Source organism: Tateyamaria rhodophyticola (assembly GCF_047777875.1).
GTDB lineage: Bacteria > Pseudomonadota > Alphaproteobacteria > Rhodobacterales > Rhodobacteraceae > Tateyamaria.
On the sequence record NZ_CP180519.1, the window covers coordinates 1626443 to 1649538 of the forward strand.

Genomic DNA, 23096 nt, shown 5'->3' on the forward strand with positions numbered 1-23096 from the left:
CTCCGCGTCGCGCCGTCATAGCCCAGCGCCCTGCCCGCCTCAATCGACTTTGGCTTTCGCTTGGCCACGGCGCTTTGTAAGGTCGCGCGAAACGGGGGGCCGGGCATGTCGACGACGCCGATGATGGCGCAATATCTTGAGATCAAGGCAGCGCACGAAGGGGCGCTGCTGTTCTATCGCATGGGCGATTTCTACGAGATGTTCTTTGACGACGCCGTCGCCGCGGCCGAGGCGTTGGATATCGCGCTGACCAAGCGTGGCAAACATGACGATCAGGACATCCCGATGTGCGGCGTTCCGGTGCATGCTGCCGAAGGGTATCTGCTGACGCTCATCCGCAAGGGGTTCCGCGTCGCCGTATGCGAGCAGATGGAAAGCCCGGCGGAGGCGAAGAAGCGTGGCTACAAATCGGTGGTCAAACGCGATGTCGTGCGGCTCGTGACGCCGGGCACTTTGACCGAAGATTCGTTGCTGGAGGCGCGGCGGCACAACTTTCTCGCCGCCTACGCCCAAGTTCGAGGATCCGGAGGATTGGCTTGGGTCGATATCTCGACCGGCGCCTTTCATGTTATGGCCGTCGATTTGGCCCTGTTAGGGCCTGAATTGGCGCGTCTTGCTCCGTCTGAACTGATCGTATCAGACAGTGCCGAAGCGGAAATGCGCGCGTTGGCCGACGATTTCGGCGTCGCACTCACACCGCTGGGTCGCGCGTCGTTTGACAGCACCGCAGGCGAAGATCGCGTTTCCGCTCTGTTCAAAACGGCAACGCTTGATGCGTTTGGAACGTTCTCGCGGGCAGAGGTGGGGGCGATGGGTGCTCTTGTCGCCTATCTGGAGATCACGCAAAAAGGCAAACTGCCTTTGCTGCAACCTCCATCACAGGAAAGCGTATCCCGCACCGTTCAGATTGATGCAGCAACCCGGCGAAACCTTGAGCTGACCGAAGCACTGTCCGGTGGTCGTGCCGGATCGCTGTTGAGCGTCATCGACCGCACCGTAACCGCCGCCGGGGCCAGGCTGTTGGAGCGGCGTATTTCATCGCCTTCCCGCAATTTAGAGACTGTTTCCGGCAGACTGGCAGCCGTCAGCCATACCGTCGAAAACGGTTCTGAACGCGAAAGCATCCGCACAGCATTGCAGCCCGTGCCCGATATGGACCGCGCGCTGTCGCGGCTGGCCCTCGAACGCGGTGGACCAAGAGACCTTGCTGCCATCCGGTCCGGGCTGACCCAGGCGCAGCAATTGAACGAAATGCTGAACACAGATCTGCCGGATCTCCTGGCGTCCGCAGTCTCTGACCTCGCGGGCCATGATGATCTTGTGGCGACACTGGATGAGATGCTGGTGGCAGAGCCGCCCTTATTGGCGCGAGATGGTGGGTTTATCGCCACAGGGTGCGATGCCGAACTGGATGAAGCGCGCACGTTGCGAGACGAAGGCCGGTCCGTCATCGCACAATTGCAGCAAACCTATGCCAGCCAATCCGGTGTTTCGGCGCTCAAGGTCAAGCACAACAATGTGCTGGGCTACTTCATCGAAGTCACCGCGACCCATGCGGACAAGATGATGTCCGAACCCCTGAACGAAACCTTCATCCACCGCCAGACAACAGCGAACCAGGTGAGGTTCACTACCGTAGAACTGTCCGAGTTAGAGACGAAAATTCTGAATGCGGGCGGTCAGGCGCTGGAAATCGAAAAGCGACTGTTTGAAACCTTGCGCACCCGGATTCTGGATCAAGCCGCGCATATCAGCCAGACGACCCGTGCGCTTGCGGAACTCGATGTATGTACGGCACTCGCGCACCTTTCGGTGACCGAAGATTGGTGCAAGCCCATTCTCGACAGCTCTCGCGCCTTTGAGATCGTCGGCGGCAGGCACCCGGTGGTTGAGGCTGCGTTGAAGCAAAGCGGCGCGCCGTTCATCGCCAATGACTGCACGCTCAACGCCGAAGACAGCGCAGCCATTTGGCTGCTGACCGGGCCGAACATGGCGGGTAAATCGACCTTCCTCCGGCAAAACGCCCTGATCGCAATCCTTGCGCAAATGGGGAGCTACGTTCCCGCCACGTCCGCGCATATCGGCCTCGTCTCTCAAGTGTTTAGCCGCGTTGGTGCATCCGACGACCTCGCGCGCGGGCGGTCGACCTTTATGGTGGAGATGGTGGAAACTGCCGCGATCCTCAATCAGGCCGATGACCGTGCGCTGGTGATTCTGGATGAGATCGGGCGCGGCACGGCGACTTATGACGGCCTGTCCATCGCCTGGGCCACGCTCGAACATCTGCACGACGTCAACCAATCCCGCGCGCTCTTTGCGACACACTACCACGAGATGACGGCGCTCGCCTCAAAACTGGACGGTGTCGATAATGCTACCGTCGCGGTCAAGGAATGGGAGGGGGAGGTTGTCTTTCTCCACGAAGTACACAAAGGGGCGGCCGACCGCAGCTATGGTGTGCAGGTTGCGCAGCTTGCAGGTCTGCCCCCCGCCGTAATCGCGCGCGCACGCGTAGTTCTGGACGCTTTGGAAAAGGGCGAACGGGAGGGCGGCAATCAAAAGGCGATCATCGACGACCTGCCGCTGTTCGCCGCAGCACCCCCACCGCAACCTGTCGCAGTTCAGGCTTCGCCCGCCATCGACATGCTCGACGACATCCATCCGGATGAGATGACCCCCCGCGAGGCACTTGATGCGCTTTACCGGCTGAAAGACGCGGTCAAATCCTGAAGGTCAGGAATTCCTGACCGAATAATTCCGCCTGCTCACACCTTTCTCTCGTGAACGTGAAAACGAGGGACAGACAAATGACACTGGTATGCTGCGGCAAAGAGATGCCGGAAAACATGGACGACCTGTTGGATGACAAGACAGAAATTCATCCGGCTTTCCGCCAATTCGCAAAACACCGTGCAGCAGGCGCTGAAATCGAATTCCTGATGGACGTCGCCCGGCAGCGGAACATCAAAGCGATCTATGACACCTACATCGCACGCCAGGATCATGGGCTTGGCGGATTCGGGTTCGACTTCGGCTTTGGCGATCAGGATGAAGACGAGGTCATCTTCCAGATGTACCCACACTTGCGGCCCAAAGAACCGGCGCAGGTCAAGCCAAAATCTGGGTTCACACTGGTCAACAAGGTTTTCAGCCGTCGGAAAAAAACACCTGCGAGGCGTGCTGCATCAACGACACCGGCTGCTCCAGTTGCCCCTGCTATCCCGGCCAATGCGCCAAAGACCCTCAACGGTCAGGCGTTTGGCCGTAATGGTGAGGTCGATGAGATGTTGGCCTTGGGCCGCGCGAACAACTTCAATGAGTCAGACTGGCGCCCCTTGCTCGAGGATGCATACACCGAGGTGTCGAAGTTTCTGGTGCGCGACAATATCGTGACCGGGTTTTTCAAGTCGGAACAGTTTGAAAAGGCGCTCCAACCTGTTGTCGAACGGCTGGTTGCGCCAAAGGCGTCATCGATCCTGCGGGCATTGCCCATATCATCGGGTAACGGGACGCCATCAAGTGACGATTTCATTCTGGTCGCAGCGTTGGCCGAAACAAAGATGGCAACGCTGCTCAATGCCTATTCAAACAAGGGATTTCAAACACGCATGCAAACCGGCGAGAAATATTTCAACTCGCTCAAAGGCACCTGGGGTTTCGAAATGGAGTTCTGGACCTTCCGCAATTACCTCAGCCGATTTTAAACCAAAGTCATTTTAGCTCGCTGGCGTAGAGCTTACGCCTACCTGCGCCGGCCGAAGCAGGCGATCATGCAGCATGAAGCCCTCCGCACTCACCTGTATGATCTCGCCTGCCTTGGTCCCCGGCACCGGAGCCTCGAACATGGCTTGGTGGTGCTGGGGATCAAACACTTCGCCAACCTCGGGTGAAATGCGTTCGATTCCGTGTTTCTTGAACACGTTCAGCAGTTCGCGCATCGTCAGCTCAACCCCTTCGAGAAGGGCGCCGGACACTTCGCGTTGTTCATCCGTCGCCGCCTCGAGCGCGCGTTTCATGTTGTCATAGACAGGCAGCATATCGCGGGCCAGTTTCGACCCACCGTAATTCTCGGCCTCGCGGCGATCCTTTTCCGACCGCTTGCGCGTATTTTCGGCATCCGCCAGCGCGCGCATGAACCGGTCCTTCAGCTCATCCCGTTCGGCACGAAGCTGATCAATCTCAAGCGCTTCGTCGTCAATCTCGGCCATGTCGTCGGCGTAGACTTCTTCCTCCGCCATATCGATGTCATCGAGAAAGTCTTCGTTCTTGGGCTCTGCCATTTTTCACCTTTCACCGCGGTCCGACAGCATTCGCCCGACCAACTGCGCTGTGTAATCCACGATCGGAACGATCCGCCCATAATTGAGCCGCGTGGGTCCGATGACCCCAACCGCACCGATGATCTTTCGATCCGCGTTCATATATGGGGAAACCACCAAAGAGGAACCCGAAAGTGAGAAAAGTTTGTTCTCAGACCCGATAAAAATACGCACACCGTCACCCTCTTGGGCCAGATCAAGGAACTCGGCGATGTCGCGCTTGCGTTCGAGATCATCAAAGAGGCTGCGGATGCGCTCCAGGTCCTCGCTTTCTGTCGAATCGCTCAGCAGGTTGGACCGACCCCGCACAATCAACCGTTCGGGTGTATCGCCATCGCCTTCCCAGGTGGCAAGCCCGCTTTCCACCATCGCGCGGCTGAGCGCATCCAGCTCCTGACGACGTGTGGCGATCTGCGCCTGCACGGTCGTTTTCACCTCAGACAGGGTGCGCCCCTCGATCATCGCGTTGAGGAAATTGGCCGCCTCGCGCATCGAGCTGGGTGTTTGCCCCTTGGGCGGCTGGAACAGACGGTTTTCCACGTGCCCATCTGCAAAGACGAGCACGACCAGTGCCTGATCCGTGCTGATCGGCACAAAGTCGAGGTGTTTGATCGGCGCTTCCTGCTTGGGTGTCAGCACCAGCGACGCGCCTTGCGTCACACCGGACAGAGCCGAACCAACCCGGTCTAACAGACCACCCACGTCCCCTTCGTTCGTGCCCAGCGTCGCTTCGATCTTTTCCCGGTCGCCGTCATCCGGCACGCCAACCTCAAGCAGGCCGTCCACAAACATCCGCAGCCCCAGCTGCGTCGGGATGCGCCCTGCACTGACATGCGGGCTGTCCAGCAGACCCATGAACTCCAGATCCTGCATCACGTTGCGGATCGTCGCTGCGCTCACCTTTTCACTGAAATCTCGGGTCAGCGTGCGCGACCCGACGGGGTCGCCGCTGTCCAGATATCCCTCGACCACGCGACGGAACACTTCCCGCGACCGGTCGTTCATCTCTTCCAGCAATGTGCGCGCGTCTGTCATCACCTTTCAAATAAAGGCCGCAGGATTCAAAGGTCAATCGGGGTTGCGCACCAAGGGCCCCCGGCGCTAGGTCGGACTCACCAGAAAAAGGAATGCGACATGCGCCCCTCGGGAAGACAGTTGAACGAAATGCGGTCCGTTGTGATCGAGACCGGGTTTACCAAACACGCCGAGGGGTCCGTCCTGATCAAGATGGGCGACACGCATGTGCTGTGCACCGCCACGATTGAGGACCGGGTGCCGCCATTCATTAAAGGCTCTGGCCTGGGCTGGGTCACGGCGGAATACGGGATGCTGCCCCGCGCCACGAACACCCGGATGCGCCGCGAGGCCGCGTCGGGCAAACAAGGCGGGCGTACCGTTGAAATTCAGCGGTTGATTGGCCGGTCCCTGCGCGCCGGTGTCGATCGGGTGGCCTTGGGTGAACGCCAGATCACCATCGACTGTGACGTGCTGCAGGCCGACGGCGGCACCCGCTGCGCGTCGATCACCGGAGGCTGGGTCGCGCTGCGTCTGGCCGTCAACAAGCTGATGAAAGCCGGTGACGTGATCACCGATCCGCTCGTGTCCCCCGTCGCCGCGATTTCCTGCGGGATCTATGCAGGCCAGCCCGTGCTTGACCTAGACTACCCCGAAGACAGCGAAGCAGGCGTGGACGGCAACTTTATCATGACCGGCGACAAGCAGTTGATCGAAGTGCAGATGAGCGCCGAAGGCGCCACCTACTCCCGCGACCAGATGAATGCCCTCATGGATCTCGCTGAAAAAGGCGTGGGCGAACTGGTCGCCGCACAACAGGCCGCGACCGCATGACCCGCCGGTTCGAAGGCGACAAGATACTGGTCGCGACCCACAACGCAGGCAAGCTCGAAGAGATGGAGCAGCTGTTCGCGCCCTTCGGCGTGTCTGTCGTGGGTGCGGCCGCCTTGGATCTGCCCGAACCAGAAGAAACCGAAGACACGTTCATCGGCAACGCCCGGATTAAGGCCATCGCTGCGGTGAAGGCCACCGGCCTGCCCGCTCTGGCCGACGATTCCGGCATTCAGGTGGATGGGCTCGACGGCGCCCCCGGTGTCTACACCGCCGACTGGGCCGAAACGCCTCAGGGCCGTGACTTTGTCATGGCCATGACCCGCACGCACGACGAACTGCTCGCAAAGAACGCACCGCAGCCCTGGACCGCGCGCTTTTGCTCGACCCTTGTGCTGGCATGGCCTGACGGGCACGAAGAAATCTTTGAGGGCACCGCCGAAGGTACGCTTGTCTGGCCCATGCGCGGCAAACTGGGTCACGGCTATGATCCGATGTTCCAGCCCATTGGCCACGACCGGACCTTTGCCGAAATGAGCCATGACGAGAAAAACGCCATTTCGCACCGTGCCGACAGTTTCAAAAAACTGATCGCAGGCTGCTTTGGCTGAAGACTGGCAAAGCGGGGGCTTTGGCCTCTATATTCATTGGCCCTTTTGCGCGGCCAAGTGCCCCTATTGCGATTTCAACAGCCACGTGTCGCGTAGCATTGACCACGACGCATGGTGCGCGGCCTACCTGTCCGAAATCGAACGGCTCGGCGCTGAAACGTCCGGGCGCGTCTTGCACTCCGTCTTCTTCGGCGGCGGCACGCCCAGCCTGATGGAGCCGCGCGTGGTCGGGGCCATCCTCGATGCCGTGCACCACACGTGGCCAACGGCAAACGATATGGAAATCACGCTCGAGGCAAACCCGACATCTGTAGAAGCCGCGCGCTTTGCCGATTTCCGCTCCGCCGGCGTGAACCGTGTATCAATGGGCATACAGGCGTTGAACGACGATGACCTCCGTGCCCTTGGTCGTCTGCACACGGCGAAAGAAGGGCTTGCCGCATTCGATATAGCGCGCGACGCCTTCGAGCGTGTCAGCTTTGATTTGATGTACGCGCGCCAAAATCAGTCTCTAACCGAGTGGAAAGCTGAGCTTGAACACGCTCTTGCCCTCGGCTTGGATCATTTGTCGCTCTACCAATTGACCATCGAGGCTGGGACAGCTTTCGGAGATCGGTACGATGCGGGCAAGCTGCCTGGTCTGCCAAATGACGACTTGTCCGCCGATCTCTATGCCATGACACAGGAACTGACTGCCGCTGCGGGCCTGAAGCGATACGAGGTGTCAAACCACGCCCGCGACGGTGCAGAATCGCGCCATAACCTGATCTATTGGCGCTACGGCGACTATGTCGGGATCGGCCCCGGTGCGCATGGGCGCCTGACGGTCGATGGCACGCGCTTTTCCACGGAACAGGCTCGCATGCCTCACGCTTGGTTAACGGGCGCCCATCGCGAAACACGCACGCCGCTGTCGCGCGCGGATGAAGCGACCGAATACATGCTCATGGGCTTACGCTTGAAAGAAGGCGTCGATCTGCGCCGTTACGCGGCACTGACCGGTGCGCCTATCGCAGAAAGTACATTGCGGGATCTCGAAGACGCTGGCCTGATAGCAGTGAAGGATCAAAAATTAATCGTTCAAGATCAAGGGTTTATGCTCTTGAATGAGATCCTGAGACAGATTTTGACCTAAGGCGCGCTGAGTTTGCGACACAGTTCGTCCAGTTGTTCCAGATTGCTATAGTTCAAGACCAATTGCCCACTCTCGCCGTCGCTTTTATGGTTCAAGGCGACTTTGACGCCTGTGGCCGCTGACAGATCGTCTTCCAACGCACGCGTATCGGCGTCCTTTGCGGGCTTGCCTGACGGCTCGCTCTTGAAAATATTGGTGTCGCTGCCCTCAGCGCTCTTTTTGACGAGCGCTTCGGTCGCACGCACGGACAACCCTTTGTTCACAACCTGTTTCGCCAACGCCTCTGCATCGTCGGATGTGATCAAGGCCCGAGCATGACCCGCGCTTAGCCGGCCATCCATGACATAGGTTTGGACGCCATCCGGCAATTGCAGCAACCGCAACAGGTTGGCGATATGGCTCCGGCTTTTGCCCAGCGCTTCGGCCATCTTTTCCTGCGTGTGGCCAAACCGATCCATCAGCTGCTTATAGCCTGCCGCTTCTTCAATCGCATTCAGATCGGCGCGCTGGATGTTTTCGATAATCGCAACTTCGAGCACTTCTTCATCCGTGAAATCACGCACAACAACGGGCAATTCATGCAGTTGCGCCTGCTGTGCGGCGCGCCAGCGGCGCTCACCTGCCACGATTTCATAGGTCGATCCAACTTGGCGAACAATCAAGGGTTGGAGCACGCCCTTTTCCTTGATCGACGCGACAAGATCAGCCAATTGCGCGGCATCAAACTGCTTGCGGGGCTGATCGGGGTTCGGTGCAATTTGGTCAATTGGAACGCGGAGATCGGCGCTCCGCGGTGTTCCGGATGACGCCTGCGGTTCATGTACGTCAGCCATCAAGGCGGAAAGGCCACGACCCAGCCCACGTTTCTTGTCTTTACCGGCCATCTCTTACCCCCTGTTCCCGCTGTTGTTTTCGACCATCTCCCGCGCCAATGCTCGATATGCCGCGGCGCCTTTGGACGACGGATCATATTGCAGGACTGGCATGGCAAAAGACGGTGCTTCGCTCACGCGCACATTGCGCGGAATTTTTGTCTGAAACACCACATCACCCAGATTGCTCCGCGCATCCTGCTCGACCAATTGGGATAGGTTGTTACGCGCATCATACATGGTTAACACAACCCCCTCCAGGCGCAGGTCCGGGTTTCCCGTCTGCCGCACCTCCCGAATGGTCAGCATCAGCTGTGACAAGCCTTCGAGCGCAAAGAACTCACTTTGCAACGGAACAAGCACGGAGTGGGACGCGATCATGGCATTAACGGTCAACAGGTTGAGCGAGGGCGGGCAATCTATCAATATGTAGTCGAATTCAAATGAATCCATCGCGGTTTGACGCAAAGCGTCGTGCAAAAGAAAACTGCGTTTTTCATTTGAGACAAGCTCGATATCCGCCGAGCTTAGATCAACTGTTGCCGGGACAATCGAAAGCCCTTCCAGGTCCGTCTTCAGGATAACCTGATGCAGATCAATGTCTTCGAGAAGCAGTTCATAGGTTGTGTATTCCCTGTCTTCCATCTCGATGCCGAGGCCCGTGGACGCATTCCCTTGGGGGTCCAGATCAACAACAAGGACCTTGCATCCTTGTTCCGCCAACGCGGCGGCAAGGTTAATCGCGGTTGTCGTCTTGCCAACGCCACCTTTCTGGTTTGCGACAGATACAATTTTGGCCCCTGGTGGACGGGTTGGGTCAGACACGTGCAATGTCCCTTATCTCAAGAATAGCCGCTTGTGCGTGCGTTTTACTCTGTGTTTCGCGACAAGAGAACTGCCAGTGACGCCGGGCCTGTGCAACTTCTTGCTGCCATGTCGCACCTTTCAACAAAACGCAGGTTCCGTTTTCTGCCAAATGGCGATCCGCAAATGCGAGCAATTCCGGCAAATTAATCAACGCGCGCGCGGAAACAACAGCCGCTTGCGCTGGATCTGCTGTCTCGATGCGCTCTGCGACGACTTTCAGGTTGAGCCCCAAGGTTCGCCCACATGTTCGGAGAAAGGTTGCCTTGCGCTGATCGCTTTCGATCAGAACGGTCGAATCCCGGATTCCATCGCCCTGACGCAGAATCGCGATCACAACACCAGGAAGGCCGCCACCACTGCCCAAATCGGCCCACGTTCCAGTCTGACCGGAATAGATCTGCGCACTGTCCCATATATGACGGTCAAATATCTCGTCCTGCGTCGATGCCGAAATTAAGTTGATCTTGCGCGTCCACTTGAGGATCAACGCCGCATATTCTTCAAGAGCATCGAGTGTTTCACGTGAAACATCCCGTTCAAGCCAGCGCGGGACAGTGGTCATGCTTGCTTCTTTTCGAGAAACCGCAAACGCCCAAGGATCAAAGCAAGAGCCGCCGGTGTCATCCCATCAATGCGACCCGCCTGTGCAAGGTCGTGCGGGCGAACGCGTTCCAGCTTTGACCGCAACTCGTTCGACAGGCCAGTGACCGCTTGAAAGTCGAAGTCCGCCGGAATGCGGTGCTTCTCATCCTTTCTCAATCTCTCCACGTCCTGCCGCTGGCGATCCACGTAATTTGCGTAAAGCGCATCGCGTTCAAGCTGCTGCCTGATCGGCGATGCGACAGACGCCAATTCAGGCTCAAGCGGCTCGAGATCACTGAATGCCACATCTGGAAAGGCGAGCAATTGGAACAGCGAGCGCTTGGTTCCGTCCTGATTCACATGAATCCCTGCGGCCAGAACTTGCTTCGGCGTATAAAGCGTACGCTCCATCAATGCCTTCGCAGCGGACAATTCCTGCATTTTGGCTTCAAAGATGTGTCGTCGCCGCTCACGCACACACCCGATACCAATGCCCAAACCCGTCAACCGTTGATCCGCATTGTCCGCGCGCAACGACAAACGAAATTCGGCCCGCGACGTGAACATCCGATAAGGCTCCGTCACACCCCGCGTCGTGAGATCGTCGATCATCACACCAATATAGCTGTTGTCGCGGCGGAAAATGAGCGGTTCATCACCACGCGCAGCCAGAGCGGCATTCAAACCGGCGACAAGCCCTTGCGCCGCAGCTTCCTCATATCCCGTTGTGCCGTTGATCTGACCCGCCAGATACAGGCCAGGAACGTTTGGAACGCTTAAATCAGCATCCAGCGCCCGCGGATCGACATAATCGTATTCAATCGCATAGCCCGGTTGCAGAATTTCAACATCTTCAAGCCCCTTGATGGAACGGACATACGCATCCTGAACATCTTCCGGCAATGACGTCGAAATCCCGTTTGGATAAACCACGCCACAATCCAGGCCTTCCGGTTCCAGAAAGATTTGATGCGATTCTTTGTCTGCGAAGCGCACAACCTTGTCTTCGATCGATGGGCAATACCGTGGTCCAACACCATCAATATGACCGCCATACATCGCGGAACGATCCAGGTTGTCCGCGATAATTGCATGCGTTTCCGCATTGGTATGCGTGATCCCACACGCAATCTGCGGCAATGCGGGTGCGTCGGAGAGGAAAGAGAAAAGCGCTGGCTCCTCATCCGCATCCTGCACGTCAAGAATATTCCATTTGATCGTACTGGCCTTCAGACGCGGCGGGGTTCCTGTTTTCAGCCGTCCCAGGGGCAGATCAAAGCTGTCGATCCTTTCCGCCAATCGTGTCGCCGCATCATCCCCCATGCGACCACCCCCATAGCTTTTGTCACCGATATGGATAAGGCCGCGCAAAAAAGTACCCGTGGTCAAAATCACGGAAGCAGCACGGATTTCGGTTCCGTCCTTTTGCTGAATTCCGATCACACGGTTTTCGTCCATCAGAAAATCAACAACCTCGCCTTCGACCAAGGTCAGGTTGTCTTGCGTCGCGATCTCATGCGTCATTGCAATCTGATATGCAGAACGATCAATCTGCGCCCGGGGCCCCTGCACCGCCGGCCCTTTGCGTCGATTGAGCAATCGAAACTGAATACCTGATGCATCTGCGGCCCGACCCATAACGCCGTCCAACGCATCAATCTCTCGGACCAGGTGTCCCTTGCCTAAGCCGCCAATTGCAGGATTGCAGGACATCACCCCAAGATCCGCTGCCTTCATCGTGACAAGAGCGGTGTCAGCACCCATACGTGCCGCTGCACACGCAGCCTCACAGCCGGCATGCCCGCCACCAATCACCAGAACGTCGAACTGTTTCACGTGAAACACTCCATCATTTCCCAAGGCAAAAACTGGAAAAAACCTCATCCAGCAAGTGCTCTACATCAACGCGACCTATGAGAACGGCCAAAGATCGAGTCGTCGACCTGATATCTTCTGCCGCTATATCATACAGATCAGGACCGTGTGACACCTTCTCCAACGCCGCACCTATTCCTTGGGCGGCCGAAGCCAAGGCAACCCGATGTCGTTCTTGCGTGGCAAGCCCGGCGTCTGCAGCGCGGCTGCTTAGCACAGCGGTCAATCGTTCGACCAATTGATCAACCCCGAGACCTGTTTTGCCGGAGACAGTTGCCGCGGCGTCCGTTCGCAAATCACCCTTGGGTGCCAAGATGATGTCATCTGGCTCTGGCGCCAAGCCAATCCGATCGGGCTCTTCCGTCAGAAAAACCCGCAAATCTGCTGTCGCTGCACGCGCCATCGCACGCGCCACACCTTCCGCTTCGACCTCGTCCTCTGTCTCGCGCAATCCGGCTGTATCCAAAAGCGTCACAGGCAGGCCGTTCAAGTCCATCCGGACTTCAATTACATCTCTGGTGGTACCCGCATGATGGGACGTAATCGCCGCGTCCCTCCGGGCAAGCGCATTCAACAGCGTGGATTTGCCAGCATTCGGCGGACCGACAATCGCAACTTCGAACCCTGACCGCACGCGTTCTGCGGCGCGAAACCCGTGCAACTCCGCAGTCAATTCCTGCTGAACACCTTTCAACAAATCCATCACTTCGGGAGAGACATCCACCGGCACATCTTCATCAGCAAAATCTATCGTCGCCTCGATCAATGCCGCCGCGCGGATCAGGTCCGACCGCCAGGTTTCGATCCGTGACGTGAACGCGCCGTCGTACCCTCTCATGGCTTGCTTGCGTTGCGCTTCGGTCTCAGCTGAGATCAGATCGCCCAGCGCTTCGACCTGCAGCAAGTCCATCTTGTCGTTCTCAAGTGCGCGGCGTGTGAACTCGCCGGGCTCGGCCAAACGGGCATCGAGATCACTCAGACGGGTCAGAACAGCGCTTACGATGGCGGGACTGCCATGCAAATGCAGCTCCACCACATCCTCGCCCGTGAAACTTGCCGGACCTGCAAACGACAGCACCAACGCCTCATCAATGATCGATCCGTCGTGATCACGGACGCGTCGCAATCCGGCTTCGCGCGGTGACGGAACATCTGCAATCAAGGCAGATGCCACCTTGAACGCATCCGGACCAGAGATACGGATAACGGCCACGCCAGCGCGGCCCTGCGCTGTTGCCAAGGCAAAGATGGTATCCATTCAAAACGCCTCCGCGACAGGAACCATGGGCACGCCATGATCCCGTCAGGTGTTCATGGAATCGAAGAATTCGCCGTTCGTCTTGGTCTGTTTCAACTTGGAAATCAGGAATTCGATGGCATCCGTTGTCCCCATCGGATTCAGGATCCGGCGCAGGACAAAGGTTTTTTGCAAGTCGATCTTGTCCACCAACAGATCTTCTTTTCGCGTGCCAGACTTGAGAATATCCATCGCCGGGAAGACACGTTTATCGGCAACCTTGCGATCCAGTACGATTTCCGAGTTACCGGTGCCCTTGAATTCTTCAAAGATCACCTCGTCCATCCGGCTGCCCGTATCAATCAGCGCAGTTGCGATGATCGTCAGCGACCCGCCCTCTTCGATATTCCGCGCCGCGCCAAAGAAACGCTTGGGCCGTTGCAACGCGTTGGCATCCACACCACCGGTCAGGACTTTACCGGAGGATGGAACAACAGTGTTGAACGCTCTACCAAGTCTTGTGATCGAATCGAGAAGGATAACAACATCTCGTTTATGTTCGACCAGACGCTTGGCCTTTTCGATCACCATTTCCGACACAGCCACGTGCCGCGTCGCAGGTTCGTCAAAGGTAGAGCTGACCACTTCTCCCTTCACCGACCGCTGCATGTCCGTCACCTCTTCGGGCCGTTCATCGATCAGCAGGACGATCAGGTAGCATTCCGGATGGTTCTTTTCGATGCTCGACGCGATGTTCTGCATCAGAACAGTCTTACCTGTCCGCGGAGGGGCGGTGATCAACGCCCGCTGTCCCTTGCCAATCGGTGCAACCAGGTCGATGATCCGGGCCGACCGATCCTTGGTCGTGGGATCATCGGTTTCCATGGTCAGCCGTTCATCAGGATAAAGCGGCGTAAGGTTGTCGAAGGCAATCTTGTGGCGTGCCTTTTCCGGCTCCTCAAAATTGATGCGTGTGGCCCCTGTGAGGGCAAAGTATCGCTCCGCATCATCAGGCGCCTTGATGCGCCCTTCGATCGTGTCACCGGTGCGCAACGACCACTGACGGATCATTTCAGGCGACACATAGATGTCATCGGGACCAGGAAGGTAATTCGCCTCAGGTGAGCGCAAGAACCCGAACCCGTCCTGCAGAACCTCAAGCACACCATCACCAAAGACTTCCCATCCCTCATCCGCGCGTTCACGCAGGATTTGGAACATCATCTCGCCTTTGCGCATGGTGGAGGCGTTTTCGATCTCCAGCTCTTCTGCCATCGCCAGAAGATCTTTTGGGCTTTGCGCCTTGAGATCAGACAGGGCCAATTGTTCGTTTACGGGTTCTTGGTCAAGTGTCATGGGAATACTCACGCCCCGACGCCGTGTGAGGCGCAGGTTACGGTTTCAGAAATGTCAAAGCTGTCGCCTTCCCCGAATGGGGTGCAGCACCGGACATAAGCGGCAGCGCCGCCCGAGTCAACGCGCTCAGAATTTCACGACAACGGACAGAACGATCAACACCATCAAAAGCGTGGGCACCTCGTTCATCATGCGGTACTGCTTACCGCTCAGGATATCGCCACCTGCTGCAAACGCTTTCCGCTGCTTTGCCAGCCACCCGTGAAAGCCTGACATGGCAAGTATGCCCACCAGCTTGGTCCAGGGCCATACCGCACCCCAGTCAATCACGCCGGGGATCAAGGCAAGGCAGATGCCCAATATCCAGGTCGCGATCATCGCGGGGTTCATGATCACCTTGAGCAGCTTGTGCTCCATCGTTTGGAACAGGACATGTGTTTCGCCGGTCAAACCGACCTGTTCACTGTGATAGACATACAGCCGTGGCAGGTAGAACAGGGCTGCCATCCAAGCGATCACGGACATGATATGGAATGCCTTGATCCAAGGATACAAGTTGGACAGCAGGTCAATCATGTCGGAACTCCCTTTCCTCGTAGTCCTAATAAATAAATAAAAGAAAAGAAAAAGGATGATGATTTTGTAGGGACGCAGGAATCTGGGGATTATCCGGTTCCCCAGAGCGTTGTCCACGGTGGGGAGAACATGGCGCGCGATTGTAAAAGTTTTGTTAGTACTCTTATAAGATCACTTAAAAACAACAACTTAGATATGGGTTGAGCAAGTGTATGGTCGAGTGAAAATGTGGATAAACCTGTATACTTTTCCTTATGCACACGCGTTCACTTATCCCCGTCCAGACGGGATGAAATGATGGCAAATCCGCGAGACGGGGTGTGTTTTACCCACTTGTCTCATCCCGCGTGATTGCCCAGACAGTCAGCCACACGAAGTCTCACAGTTTCGCACAAGGTTATCCGCATGGATGTCCCCATCCTCCTCGCCTCTGGTTCCAGCACCCGCGCCACTTTGCTGCGCAACGCCGGCGTTGCGTTCGAGATTGTAAAGCCGCGCGTGGATGAGGATGCGATCAAGGCTGCGATGTTGGCCGAGGACGCCCTACCCCGTGATATCGCCGACGTGCTCGCTGAAGCCAAGGCGCGCAAGGTCCATGAGAAAAACCCGCATGCCATGGTCATCGGATGTGATCAGGTCCTGTCGATCGGGGACCAAATTCTGTCAAAACCCCGTTCTCCTGATGAGGCAACGGAACAACTCAAGGCGCTGCGCGGCGAACGCCACATGCTGCTCTCTGCGGCGGTGATTTACCACGAAGGGCGCCCGATCTGGCGCCATGTGGGACAGGTGCGCTTGCGTATGCGGCAATTTTCGGATGACTACCTTGCGGGCTATGTCGACAGAAACTGGGCTGACATTCAGCATTCAGTTGGGGCATATCAGTTGGAGGCAGAGGGCGTGCGCCTGTTTCATTCCGTGGAAGGGGATTACTTTCACGTCCTCGGTATGCCACTTTTGGAACTGTTGGCGTTTCTGACGCTACGGGGTGTGATCGAAGGATAGCGTGGCAATATCATGACGTTACGGATTCCGCTGGCTGGGGTCATTGGCTCTCCTATTGGGCACAGCAAATCGCCGCAGATACACAAACATTGGCTCAAAACACATGGGCTGCCCGGTGACTATGTCCCGATGGAGGTCGAGGCGTCCGACCTGCGTCAGGTTCTGGATACATTGCCAAAGGCCGGGTTCGTGGGGGTGAATGTCACGATCCCGCACAAGGAAGCGGTGTTGGAGATTGCCGATCTGATCACGGACCGCGCAACACTGATCGGGGCTGCAAACACGCTGATCTTCCGCAAGGATGGCAAGATCCACGCGGACAACACAGACGGTTACGGATTTATCGAGAACCTCAAGGCAGGCGCACCCAATTGGAACCCGGCGGCAGGGCCTGCCGCGGTGCTTGGCGCAGGGGGCGCGGCGCGTGCGGTGGTTGCATCATTGGCCGATGCAGGTGTGCCCGAAATTTTCCTGACCAACCGCACGCGTGTGCGCGCGGAAAAGCTGGCCGAAGATTTTGGTATGCGGATCACGGTGGTCGATTGGGTGCAGGCGGGAAACATCCTCGAGGATTCAAACCTGGTTGTGAACACCACTTCGCTTGGCATGATCGGCAAGCAGGACATGCGCGTGCCGCTTGACGGGCTGCGGGCGGGAACGACGGTCACGGACCTTGTCTATGCCCCCTTGCGCACCCGCCTTCTTGCCGAAGCAGAAGCGGCGGGATGCGTTACCGTTGATGGTCTTGGCATGTTGTTGCATCAGGCGGTCCCGGCCTTTGAGCGCTGGTTTGGCAAACGGCCCGAGGTTGACAGCGCGACACGCGCAGCTGCCTTGCGATGACGTTCAAGCTGGGCCTGACCGGATCCATCGGCATGGGCAAATCGACAACCGCCCGGATGTTTGCAGATGCTGGATGCGCGGTGTGGGATGCTGACGCCGCGGTGCACCGGCTTTATTCCCCGGGCGGCGCTGGGGTCGCTGCGATTTCCAATCTGATACCGCATGCGATTGTCGATGGCGCCGTGTCTCGAGATGTCCTGAAAGCCGAGATTGGCAAAACCCCACAAACTTTACAGCAGATCGAAGCGATTGTGCACCCATTGGTGGCAGCTGACCGACAGGCATTCATCGCTGAAACGGATGCGCCAATCATCGTCTTTGACATCCCTCTTCTGTTTGAAACCGGTGGGGATGCTGCGATGGATGCAACCGTTTGCGTGTCCATACCGGCGGATGTGCAAGAGGCACGCGTAATGGCCCGCGGCACGATGACCCAAGACCAGTTCCTGGCCATCCGTGCCAAGCAGATGCCAAACGATGAAAAATGCGCCCGCGCTGATTATGTGATCGTGACAGATACGCTTGAACACGCCCGTACGCAGGTCCATTCTGTGATCTCACAAATCAAAGGTGGGATGGCTGATGCGTGAGATTGTGCTTGATACGGAAACCACCGGTTTTGACCCCGATGGCGGCGACCGTATCGTGGAAATCGGTGCGATTGAGCTGATCGGTCACGTACCGACGCAAAACCAGTTCCACGAATATATCGACCCGGAACGCGCGATGCCGCAAGAGGCGTTCGAGGTGCACGGGCTTGGGGACGATTTCCTGCGCGGCAAACCGAAATTTGCGCAGGTTGGTCAGGCGTTCTTGGACTTCATCGGTGACGCAAAACTGGTCATCCACAATGCGGCGTTCGACATGAAGTTCCTGAATGCCGAACTGAAATGGATGGGCTTGCCGCAAATCCCATATGACCGCGCTGTGGATACGCTCGATATCGCGCGACGTCGTTTTCCCGGTTCCCCTGCATCTCTTGACGCCTTGTGCCGCCGGTTTGGCATCGATAACTCCGCGCGAACCTTGCACGGGGCGCTGCTCGACAGTGAAATTCTGGCCGAAGTGTACCTTGAGCTGATCGGCGGGCGGCAGCCGGATTTTGCGCTGGCCGGCAACACGGGCACAGTCACCTCAGCGACGTCTGACGCAGGAAGCTGGACACCACCCCCGCGGCCGCGTCCCTTGGGCAATCGCATTTCCGATCAGGAACGTGCCGCGCACGCCGCGTTCGTGGAAAAGCTGGGCGAAACCACGCTCTGGAAATGAAAAAGCCCGGGCCAAGGGCGCCGGGCTTTGTCCGAAACTATCTGACCGTCAGGCGTCGAGTTTTTGCTCACCCTGCTGACGGCGCGCGATTTCGTTGCGGTACATCGACACGAAATCCATGTTCTCGAGGTTCATCGGCGGGAAGCCACCATCGCGTGTGATGTCATTCACGACACGACGCAGGAACGGGAAGATCATCCGCGGGCATTCGATCAACAGGAACGGGTGCAGCTGTTCTTCCGGAACGTTGTCGATGAAGAACACGCCGACATAGTCGATTTCCAGAACGAACAGGACGGTCTCGCTGTCCTTGTCCTTTGATGTGACGTTCAGTTTGATCGAAGATTCATACTGATTGTCACCCGCCCGCTTTTTCGCGTCCAGGTTCACCTGAATTTGAATGTCGGGCTTCATGTCCGGCGAACCACCCTTTTGGGCGATGATGTTTTCAAAAGACATGTCGCGGATGAACTGGCCGAGAATGCGCATTTGTGGCGCTTTCGGCTCAGTGGCTTGGTCTTCGGCCATTTCTGTCAACTCCTGAAGGCATTCAAATTTGCGCTCTGGTAACAGCTTGGGCCGCTGTCCTCAATGCTTGGTCCATCCGGACGGGCCGGACACGCCGCGCTGGTCTTCGGGGACTTCGGTATATTCACCTTCAATGATGTCAGATTGGCCCGGCGATCCATGATGCGCGGTGCCATGTGTGGCAAAACTGGCCACTTTTACCTTGGTCCGCGCCCATTTGAATACGGCAAGCCGCACGCCCGGCACCAACAGCGCAAAGCCCACGGCATCTGTGAAAAACCCCGGTGTCAGGAGAAGCGCGCCCGAAAACAGGATCATCGCACCATGCGCCAACGCCTCGCTTGGATCCTGCAACTGCTCAAAGGAACTGCGCACACGCGCCAACGCCTGCAACCCCTGTTGCCGCACCAGATATGTGCCGAGGATCGCAGTGATGATGACGATCAACAGCGTCCAGCCGAGGCCAATTGCCCCACCCACCTGGATAAACAGCGCGATTTCGATCAACGGAACCGCAAGAAAAGCGATAAACAGCCACATATGCGACGTCCTTTCGGCTTGGCCCCACGGGCCGCAGTGGACTTGGCCCACCCCCTCACCTACATAAGGACCCTGACAGGCAATCGCCACCCGGGTACAATCCCGCGCTATCTTATTCGAGGTTTGAATGAACTCTCCGCTGATCCAGCTTTTGGTCCTTGCCGGGATCGCCGTGTTTCTGATTTTACGTTTGAAAAACGTGCTTGGAACCCGCGAAGGATTTGAACAGCCCCCCCTGCCCCGTCAGGATACCGGGCCAAGCACGCGCCCCGATCTGGAAGTGATCGAAGGGGGCCCCGATCTGGATATCACCGATCACGTCGACGAAGACAGCGATGCGGCACAGGCCCTGACCGAGATGAAGCGGCTGGAGCCATCGTTTCATGTCGCTGACTTCCTTCAGGGCGCGCGCGGCGCCTATGAGATGATCGTGATGGGCTATGAAAGCGGTGAGTTGGCGGACATCCAGCCCATCCTGGCCGAAGACATCTATGAAAGCTTTGTCGACGGCGTTGCCGCACGCGAAGATCAGGGTTTGACGATCGAAGCCGAATTTATCGGCGTGCGCGAGATGAAGCTGGTGAATGCAACGCTGAACAAGGACACCAACGAGGCTGAATTGACCATTCGTTTCGTGGCGGAGCTGACGTCAGTTGTACGCGACAACGGTGGCGACATTGTCGAAGGCAGCGCGACAGAAGTGAAACGTCAGAAAGACACGTGGGCCTTTGCCCGCACCATGGGGGCGGACGACCCGAATTGGCTTTTGGTGTCTACAGACGCGTAGTCCATGTTGCGGTGGCGCTACTGGCCTTGGTGTGTCCCGTGACCGCCAAGGCTGACGGCGATTTGCGCTATACCGTCATGGATTTTGACAGCCTGGATGGCTGGGCGGAGGATGACCATGCCGCCGCCCTGACCACGTTCCGCAACACCTGCCGCGACATGGACGATCCGGATTGGAGCAATCTGTGTGCTCTGGCGGGTGACATTCCCGACGCCCGCGCGTTTTTCGAGTTGTTCTTTCGTCCCGTGCTGATCGAGGATGGTCAGCCGGCGCTGTTCACCGGCTACTTCGAACCGGAGCTGGATGGCAGTCTGCGCCGGTCGTCGCGCTACCGGTTTCCGGTGTATAAAATGCCGCCCGAAGCACGGAACATTCGCCCATGGTTGACCCGGCGGGCGATCCTCGAAGGGGATGCGATGGACGGTCGCGGCCTTGAGATTGCGTGGGTCGACGATTCGGTCGAACTGTTCTTTTTGCAGGTGCAGGGATCGGGGCGCATACGGCTTCCCGGTGGGCGCACCATCCGCGTTGGCTATGCCGGGTTCAATGGTCATCCCTACCGGTCGCTTGGGGCCGAATTGGTGCGGCGTGGGACCTATCAACCGCATCAGGTCAGCGCACAGGTCATCAAGAACTGGGTAAACCGGAACCCCGCGGCGGGGCGCGAGCTTTTGTATCACAACCCGTCCTACGTCTTTTTCCGCGAGGTGAGCGAGGTGCCAGCGGACAAGGGGCCGCTTGGCGCGATGAACCGGTCGATTACGACGATGCGGTCGATTGCCGTTGATCCCGCGTTTGTCCCTTTGGGTGCGCCGGTATGGGTCGAAAAAGATGGCAAGGCTCCGCTGCGTCGTTTGATGATCGCGCAGGACACAGGGTCAGCAATCAAAGGCGCGCAGCGGGCAGATGTCTTTTTTGGCACCGGGGACAAGGCGGGGCGGCAAGCGGGCCGGTTGCGGGATCCCGGGCGCATGATGGTTCTGATGCCGATCCAACGTGCCTATGCCCTGCTGCCTGAAGGCGCATCATGACCCGGCGCCGCCGCCTGCGTCCCGAAGAAGAAGAGTTGTGGCGCCGTGTCGCTGACACGACCGAGCGGATGCACGCGCAAAAACCACTCAGTCCAGAGGATTTCGTGGAAACCGCAGCACCGCGCGCTCCGAAAAAGGCGCAAGTGTCCTTTGATCCGTTGGTCACACCAAAGGCCATGGCCAAATCCGAACCCGCAACACGGATCGATATGATGCCCGCGATTGCGGATCAGGTGCAGGGCGCGGCCGTGAACATGGACAAAAAAGCCTTTGCCAACATGAAGCGGGGCAAACTGCGGCCCGAGGCAAAGCTGGACTTGCACGGCATGACGCTTGACCGGGCGCACCCGGCGCTCACGCAGTTCATTCTGTCTGCGCAAGCGCAGGGCAAAAGGTTGGTCCTCGTGGTGACGGGCAAGGGTAAACACCGTGATGAAGGCGGCCCCATTCCGGTCCGTCTTGGCGTGTTGCGTCATCAGGTGCCACAATGGCTTTCTTTGCCGCCGCTCTCGGGCGCGGTTTTGCAGGTCAGCGCGGCGCACAATCGGCATGGCGGCGGCGGGGCGTACTACGTCTATCTACGCAGGCGTCGGTAGGTCGGTGCGCGACCGGTTGATCCCGATCCACATCATCCCACTGGCAAAGATGAAGTAGCCGGCAACACCAAGATACTGGATGTCGAGGCCGACGCCCGCATCGATCAGGACACCGGTCAGGCCAGGCCCAATCGCAGAGCCAAGGACCATGACCGCGGCGGCCATCGCCTTGATCGATCCGATATGCCCGGTGCCGTAAAATTCTGCCCAGAATGCGTTGGGCAACACCGCATTCGCACCAGTCATCAGCGCAAATAACGTGAGGCCCAGCGCCACGTGCACCAATGACGTCGCAAGGCCAAACACCGCAAAGGCCAACACCAGGGGCAGTTGGAAATACGGGATCAATCGCGCGGTTCCGAACCGATCCAGCGCGAGGCCTGTACCCACCATCGCCGCGATGCCAACCGCAGTATAGATCGGGAACAACGCCACAAGGCTCAGATGTGAGACCCCCTTGAGCGTGGCGAAATACACCTGATGAAAGAAGAACGCCGTGCCAAAGGCCGACGGCCCGATAAGCGCGGGGATCATGAACCAGAAAAGCGGGTGGCGCAGCGCTTCGCCCCGGGTCCAGTTGCGCGCATTCATCCCGAGGCTTTGGTTTTCATGCGCCATGGATTGTGGCGTCCGTTCCCGGCGCAGCAACGTCGTCAAGATCGGGATGCCACCCAACGCCATCAGCGCGGCGAAAATCCAAAGCAGGCGCCACTCCAACAGGGCCAACAGAGCGACAAACAGGATGGGCAGCACCGCCTCACCCACTGAAAACCCCAGCGTCGCGATCGAAAGCGCGCGGCCCCTTGTCGCGACAAACCAACGGCTCATGGCAACGACGGCGATGTGGCTTGTCATCCCCTGCCCGGTCAGACGCAGGGCAAATATTATGACGGGCAACAGAACGACAAACGGGTTCACCGCCATCGCAACGCAGGATGCAGCAAGCAGACCAAGCACCAGAACGCCAAGGCTGCGCGCGCGCCATTGGTCGGTCAGACCCCCGGCCCATATCATGACAATCGCAGACGCCATCGTCCCGGTGGCATAGATCAGCCCCCAGGCTCCATGGGACAGATCAAAGTCACGCTGCACTTCGGCGGCAAAGATCGAAATAAAGAACGTCTGCCCGAACGACGACAGCAGCGTCAGGAGTGCACCGGCCGTCAACCACTGCGCGTTCTCGCGCAGGAACGGACCCCAGGGCTGGAACACCGGACGACCC

General features: G+C 58.0%; 24 protein-coding genes. 12 read left to right on the top strand and 12 right to left on the bottom strand.

The window, feature by feature from the left end:
* The first annotated feature begins 105 nt into the window (after nt 1-105).
* Nucleotides 106-2730, top strand: coding sequence for a DNA mismatch repair protein MutS (gene mutS / locus ACERHN_RS09655; RefSeq protein WP_415922421.1), 2625 nt, complete (start codon nt 106-108; stop codon nt 2728-2730).
* 77 nt (nt 2731-2807) lie between these two features.
* Nucleotides 2808-3704, top strand: a complete 897-nt coding sequence (locus tag ACERHN_RS09660) for a hypothetical protein (protein ID WP_415922422.1) — start codon at nt 2808-2810, stop codon at nt 3702-3704.
* A 12-nt stretch (nt 3705-3716) separates the two neighbouring features.
* Here the strand turns inward: ACERHN_RS09660 and ACERHN_RS09665 are convergent, their stop codons facing one another.
* On the bottom strand, nt 3717-4280 hold the full coding sequence (locus ACERHN_RS09665) for a nucleotide exchange factor GrpE (protein WP_415922423.1): 564 nt from the start codon (nt 4278-4280) through the stop codon (nt 3717-3719).
* Nucleotides 4281-4283: 3 nt separating this feature from the next.
* The gene (gene hrcA / locus ACERHN_RS09670; protein ID WP_415922424.1) at nt 4284-5354 is read right to left on the bottom strand and encodes a heat-inducible transcriptional repressor HrcA; all 1071 of its coding nucleotides are present in this window, start codon (nt 5352-5354) and stop codon (nt 4284-4286) included.
* A gap of 99 nt (nt 5355-5453) precedes the next feature.
* Here hrcA and rph point away from each other — a divergent pair, with 99 nt between their 5' ends.
* From rph to hemW, 3 genes are read left to right on the top strand one after another with little or no spacing between them, the layout of a single operon-like run.
* A complete protein-coding gene (gene rph / locus ACERHN_RS09675) occupies nt 5454-6167 on the top strand; it encodes a ribonuclease PH (RefSeq protein WP_415922425.1) in 714 nt (237 codons plus the stop codon).
* A complete protein-coding gene (gene rdgB / locus ACERHN_RS09680; RefSeq protein WP_415922426.1) occupies nt 6164-6775 on the top strand; it encodes an RdgB/HAM1 family non-canonical purine NTP pyrophosphatase in 612 nt (203 codons plus the stop codon). The genes rph and rdgB overlap by 4 nt, the downstream gene beginning before the upstream one ends.
* Nucleotides 6768-7910: a radical SAM family heme chaperone HemW gene (gene hemW / locus ACERHN_RS09685; protein ID WP_415922427.1), complete on the top strand. Its 1143-nt coding sequence runs from the start codon at nt 6768-6770 to the stop codon at nt 7908-7910. The genes rdgB and hemW overlap by 8 nt, the downstream gene beginning before the upstream one ends.
* On the opposite strand, the gene ACERHN_RS09690 is transcribed toward hemW, so the two are convergent.
* From ACERHN_RS09690 to hemJ, 7 genes are all read right to left on the bottom strand, one after another.
* The gene (locus ACERHN_RS09690; protein WP_415922428.1) at nt 7907-8794 is read right to left on the bottom strand and encodes a ParB/RepB/Spo0J family partition protein; all 888 of its coding nucleotides are present in this window, start codon (nt 8792-8794) and stop codon (nt 7907-7909) included. The genes hemW and ACERHN_RS09690 overlap by 4 nt on opposite strands.
* Before the next feature lie 3 nt (nt 8795-8797).
* Nucleotides 8798-9607, bottom strand: coding sequence for a ParA family protein (locus ACERHN_RS09695; protein WP_415922429.1), 810 nt, complete (start codon nt 9605-9607; stop codon nt 8798-8800).
* Entirely contained in the window at nt 9600-10211 is a 612-nt protein-coding gene (gene rsmG, locus ACERHN_RS09700; RefSeq protein WP_415922430.1) for a 16S rRNA (guanine(527)-N(7))-methyltransferase RsmG, read from the bottom strand. Before rsmG ends, ACERHN_RS09695 begins: the two co-directional genes overlap by 8 nt.
* Complete coding sequence (gene mnmG / locus ACERHN_RS09705) at nt 10208-12115, bottom strand: tRNA uridine-5-carboxymethylaminomethyl(34) synthesis enzyme MnmG (protein WP_415922431.1); 1908 nt, start codon at nt 12113-12115, stop codon at nt 10208-10210. The genes rsmG and mnmG overlap by 4 nt, the downstream gene beginning before the upstream one ends.
* Entirely contained in the window at nt 12081-13364 is a 1284-nt protein-coding gene (gene mnmE, locus ACERHN_RS09710) for a tRNA uridine-5-carboxymethylaminomethyl(34) synthesis GTPase MnmE (RefSeq protein ID WP_415922432.1), read from the bottom strand. The genes mnmG and mnmE overlap by 35 nt, the downstream gene beginning before the upstream one ends.
* A gap of 45 nt (nt 13365-13409) precedes the next feature.
* Complete coding sequence (gene rho / locus ACERHN_RS09715; RefSeq protein ID WP_415922433.1) at nt 13410-14699, bottom strand: transcription termination factor Rho; 1290 nt, start codon at nt 14697-14699, stop codon at nt 13410-13412.
* A gap of 126 nt (nt 14700-14825) precedes the next feature.
* On the bottom strand, nt 14826-15275 hold the full coding sequence (gene hemJ / locus ACERHN_RS09720; protein ID WP_415922434.1) for a protoporphyrinogen oxidase HemJ: 450 nt from the start codon (nt 15273-15275) through the stop codon (nt 14826-14828).
* Nucleotides 15276-15680: 405 nt separating this feature from the next.
* On the opposite strand from hemJ, the gene ACERHN_RS09725 reads away from it, so the two are divergent.
* The 4 genes from ACERHN_RS09725 to dnaQ are packed head-to-tail and all read left to right on the top strand — an operon-like array spanning nt 15681 to nt 18392.
* Nucleotides 15681-16280 (top strand): Maf family protein, encoded by a 600-nt coding sequence (locus ACERHN_RS09725; protein ID WP_415922435.1) that lies wholly within the window; start codon nt 15681-15683, stop codon nt 16278-16280.
* Between the two features lie 12 nt (nt 16281-16292).
* Nucleotides 16293-17123 carry a shikimate dehydrogenase gene (locus ACERHN_RS09730; RefSeq protein WP_415922436.1) on the top strand — a complete coding sequence of 277 codons (831 nt, stop codon included), beginning with the start codon at nt 16293-16295 and terminating at the stop codon, nt 17121-17123.
* A complete protein-coding gene (gene coaE, locus ACERHN_RS09735; protein ID WP_415922437.1) occupies nt 17120-17713 on the top strand; it encodes a dephospho-CoA kinase in 594 nt (197 codons plus the stop codon). The genes ACERHN_RS09730 and coaE overlap by 4 nt, the downstream gene beginning before the upstream one ends.
* Nucleotides 17706-18392 carry a DNA polymerase III subunit epsilon gene (dnaQ, locus tag ACERHN_RS09740; protein WP_415922438.1) on the top strand — a complete coding sequence of 229 codons (687 nt, stop codon included), beginning with the start codon at nt 17706-17708 and terminating at the stop codon, nt 18390-18392. The genes coaE and dnaQ overlap by 8 nt, the downstream gene beginning before the upstream one ends.
* 48 nt (nt 18393-18440) lie before the next feature.
* On the opposite strand, the gene secB is transcribed toward dnaQ, so the two are convergent.
* Together secB and ACERHN_RS09750 are read right to left on the bottom strand one after the other, a co-directional pair.
* Nucleotides 18441-18920, bottom strand: a complete 480-nt coding sequence (gene secB, locus ACERHN_RS09745; protein WP_415922439.1) for a protein-export chaperone SecB — start codon at nt 18918-18920, stop codon at nt 18441-18443.
* Between the two features lie 60 nt (nt 18921-18980).
* Nucleotides 18981-19460 (bottom strand): FxsA family protein, encoded by a 480-nt coding sequence (locus ACERHN_RS09750; protein WP_415922440.1) that lies wholly within the window; start codon nt 19458-19460, stop codon nt 18981-18983.
* Nucleotides 19461-19587: 127 nt separating this feature from the next.
* Here ACERHN_RS09750 and ACERHN_RS09755 point away from each other — a divergent pair, with 127 nt between their 5' ends.
* The 3 genes from ACERHN_RS09755 (at nt 19588) to ACERHN_RS09765 (ending at nt 21874) form a co-directional block, all read left to right on the top strand.
* Nucleotides 19588-20247, top strand: coding sequence for a Tim44/TimA family putative adaptor protein (locus ACERHN_RS09755; protein WP_415922441.1), 660 nt, complete (start codon nt 19588-19590; stop codon nt 20245-20247).
* 77 nt (nt 20248-20324) lie between these two features.
* Nucleotides 20325-21278, top strand: a complete 954-nt coding sequence (locus tag ACERHN_RS09760; RefSeq protein WP_415922720.1) for a murein transglycosylase A — start codon at nt 20325-20327, stop codon at nt 21276-21278.
* The gene (locus tag ACERHN_RS09765) at nt 21275-21874 is read left to right on the top strand and encodes a Smr/MutS family protein (RefSeq protein WP_415922442.1); all 600 of its coding nucleotides are present in this window, start codon (nt 21275-21277) and stop codon (nt 21872-21874) included. Before ACERHN_RS09760 ends, ACERHN_RS09765 begins: the two co-directional genes overlap by 4 nt.
* Here the strand turns inward: ACERHN_RS09765 and ACERHN_RS09770 are convergent.
* Nucleotides 21857-23086 (bottom strand): MFS transporter, encoded by a 1230-nt coding sequence (locus tag ACERHN_RS09770; protein ID WP_415922443.1) that lies wholly within the window; start codon nt 23084-23086, stop codon nt 21857-21859. The genes ACERHN_RS09765 and ACERHN_RS09770 overlap by 18 nt on opposite strands.
* Nucleotides 23087-23096: the final 10 nt, after the last annotated feature.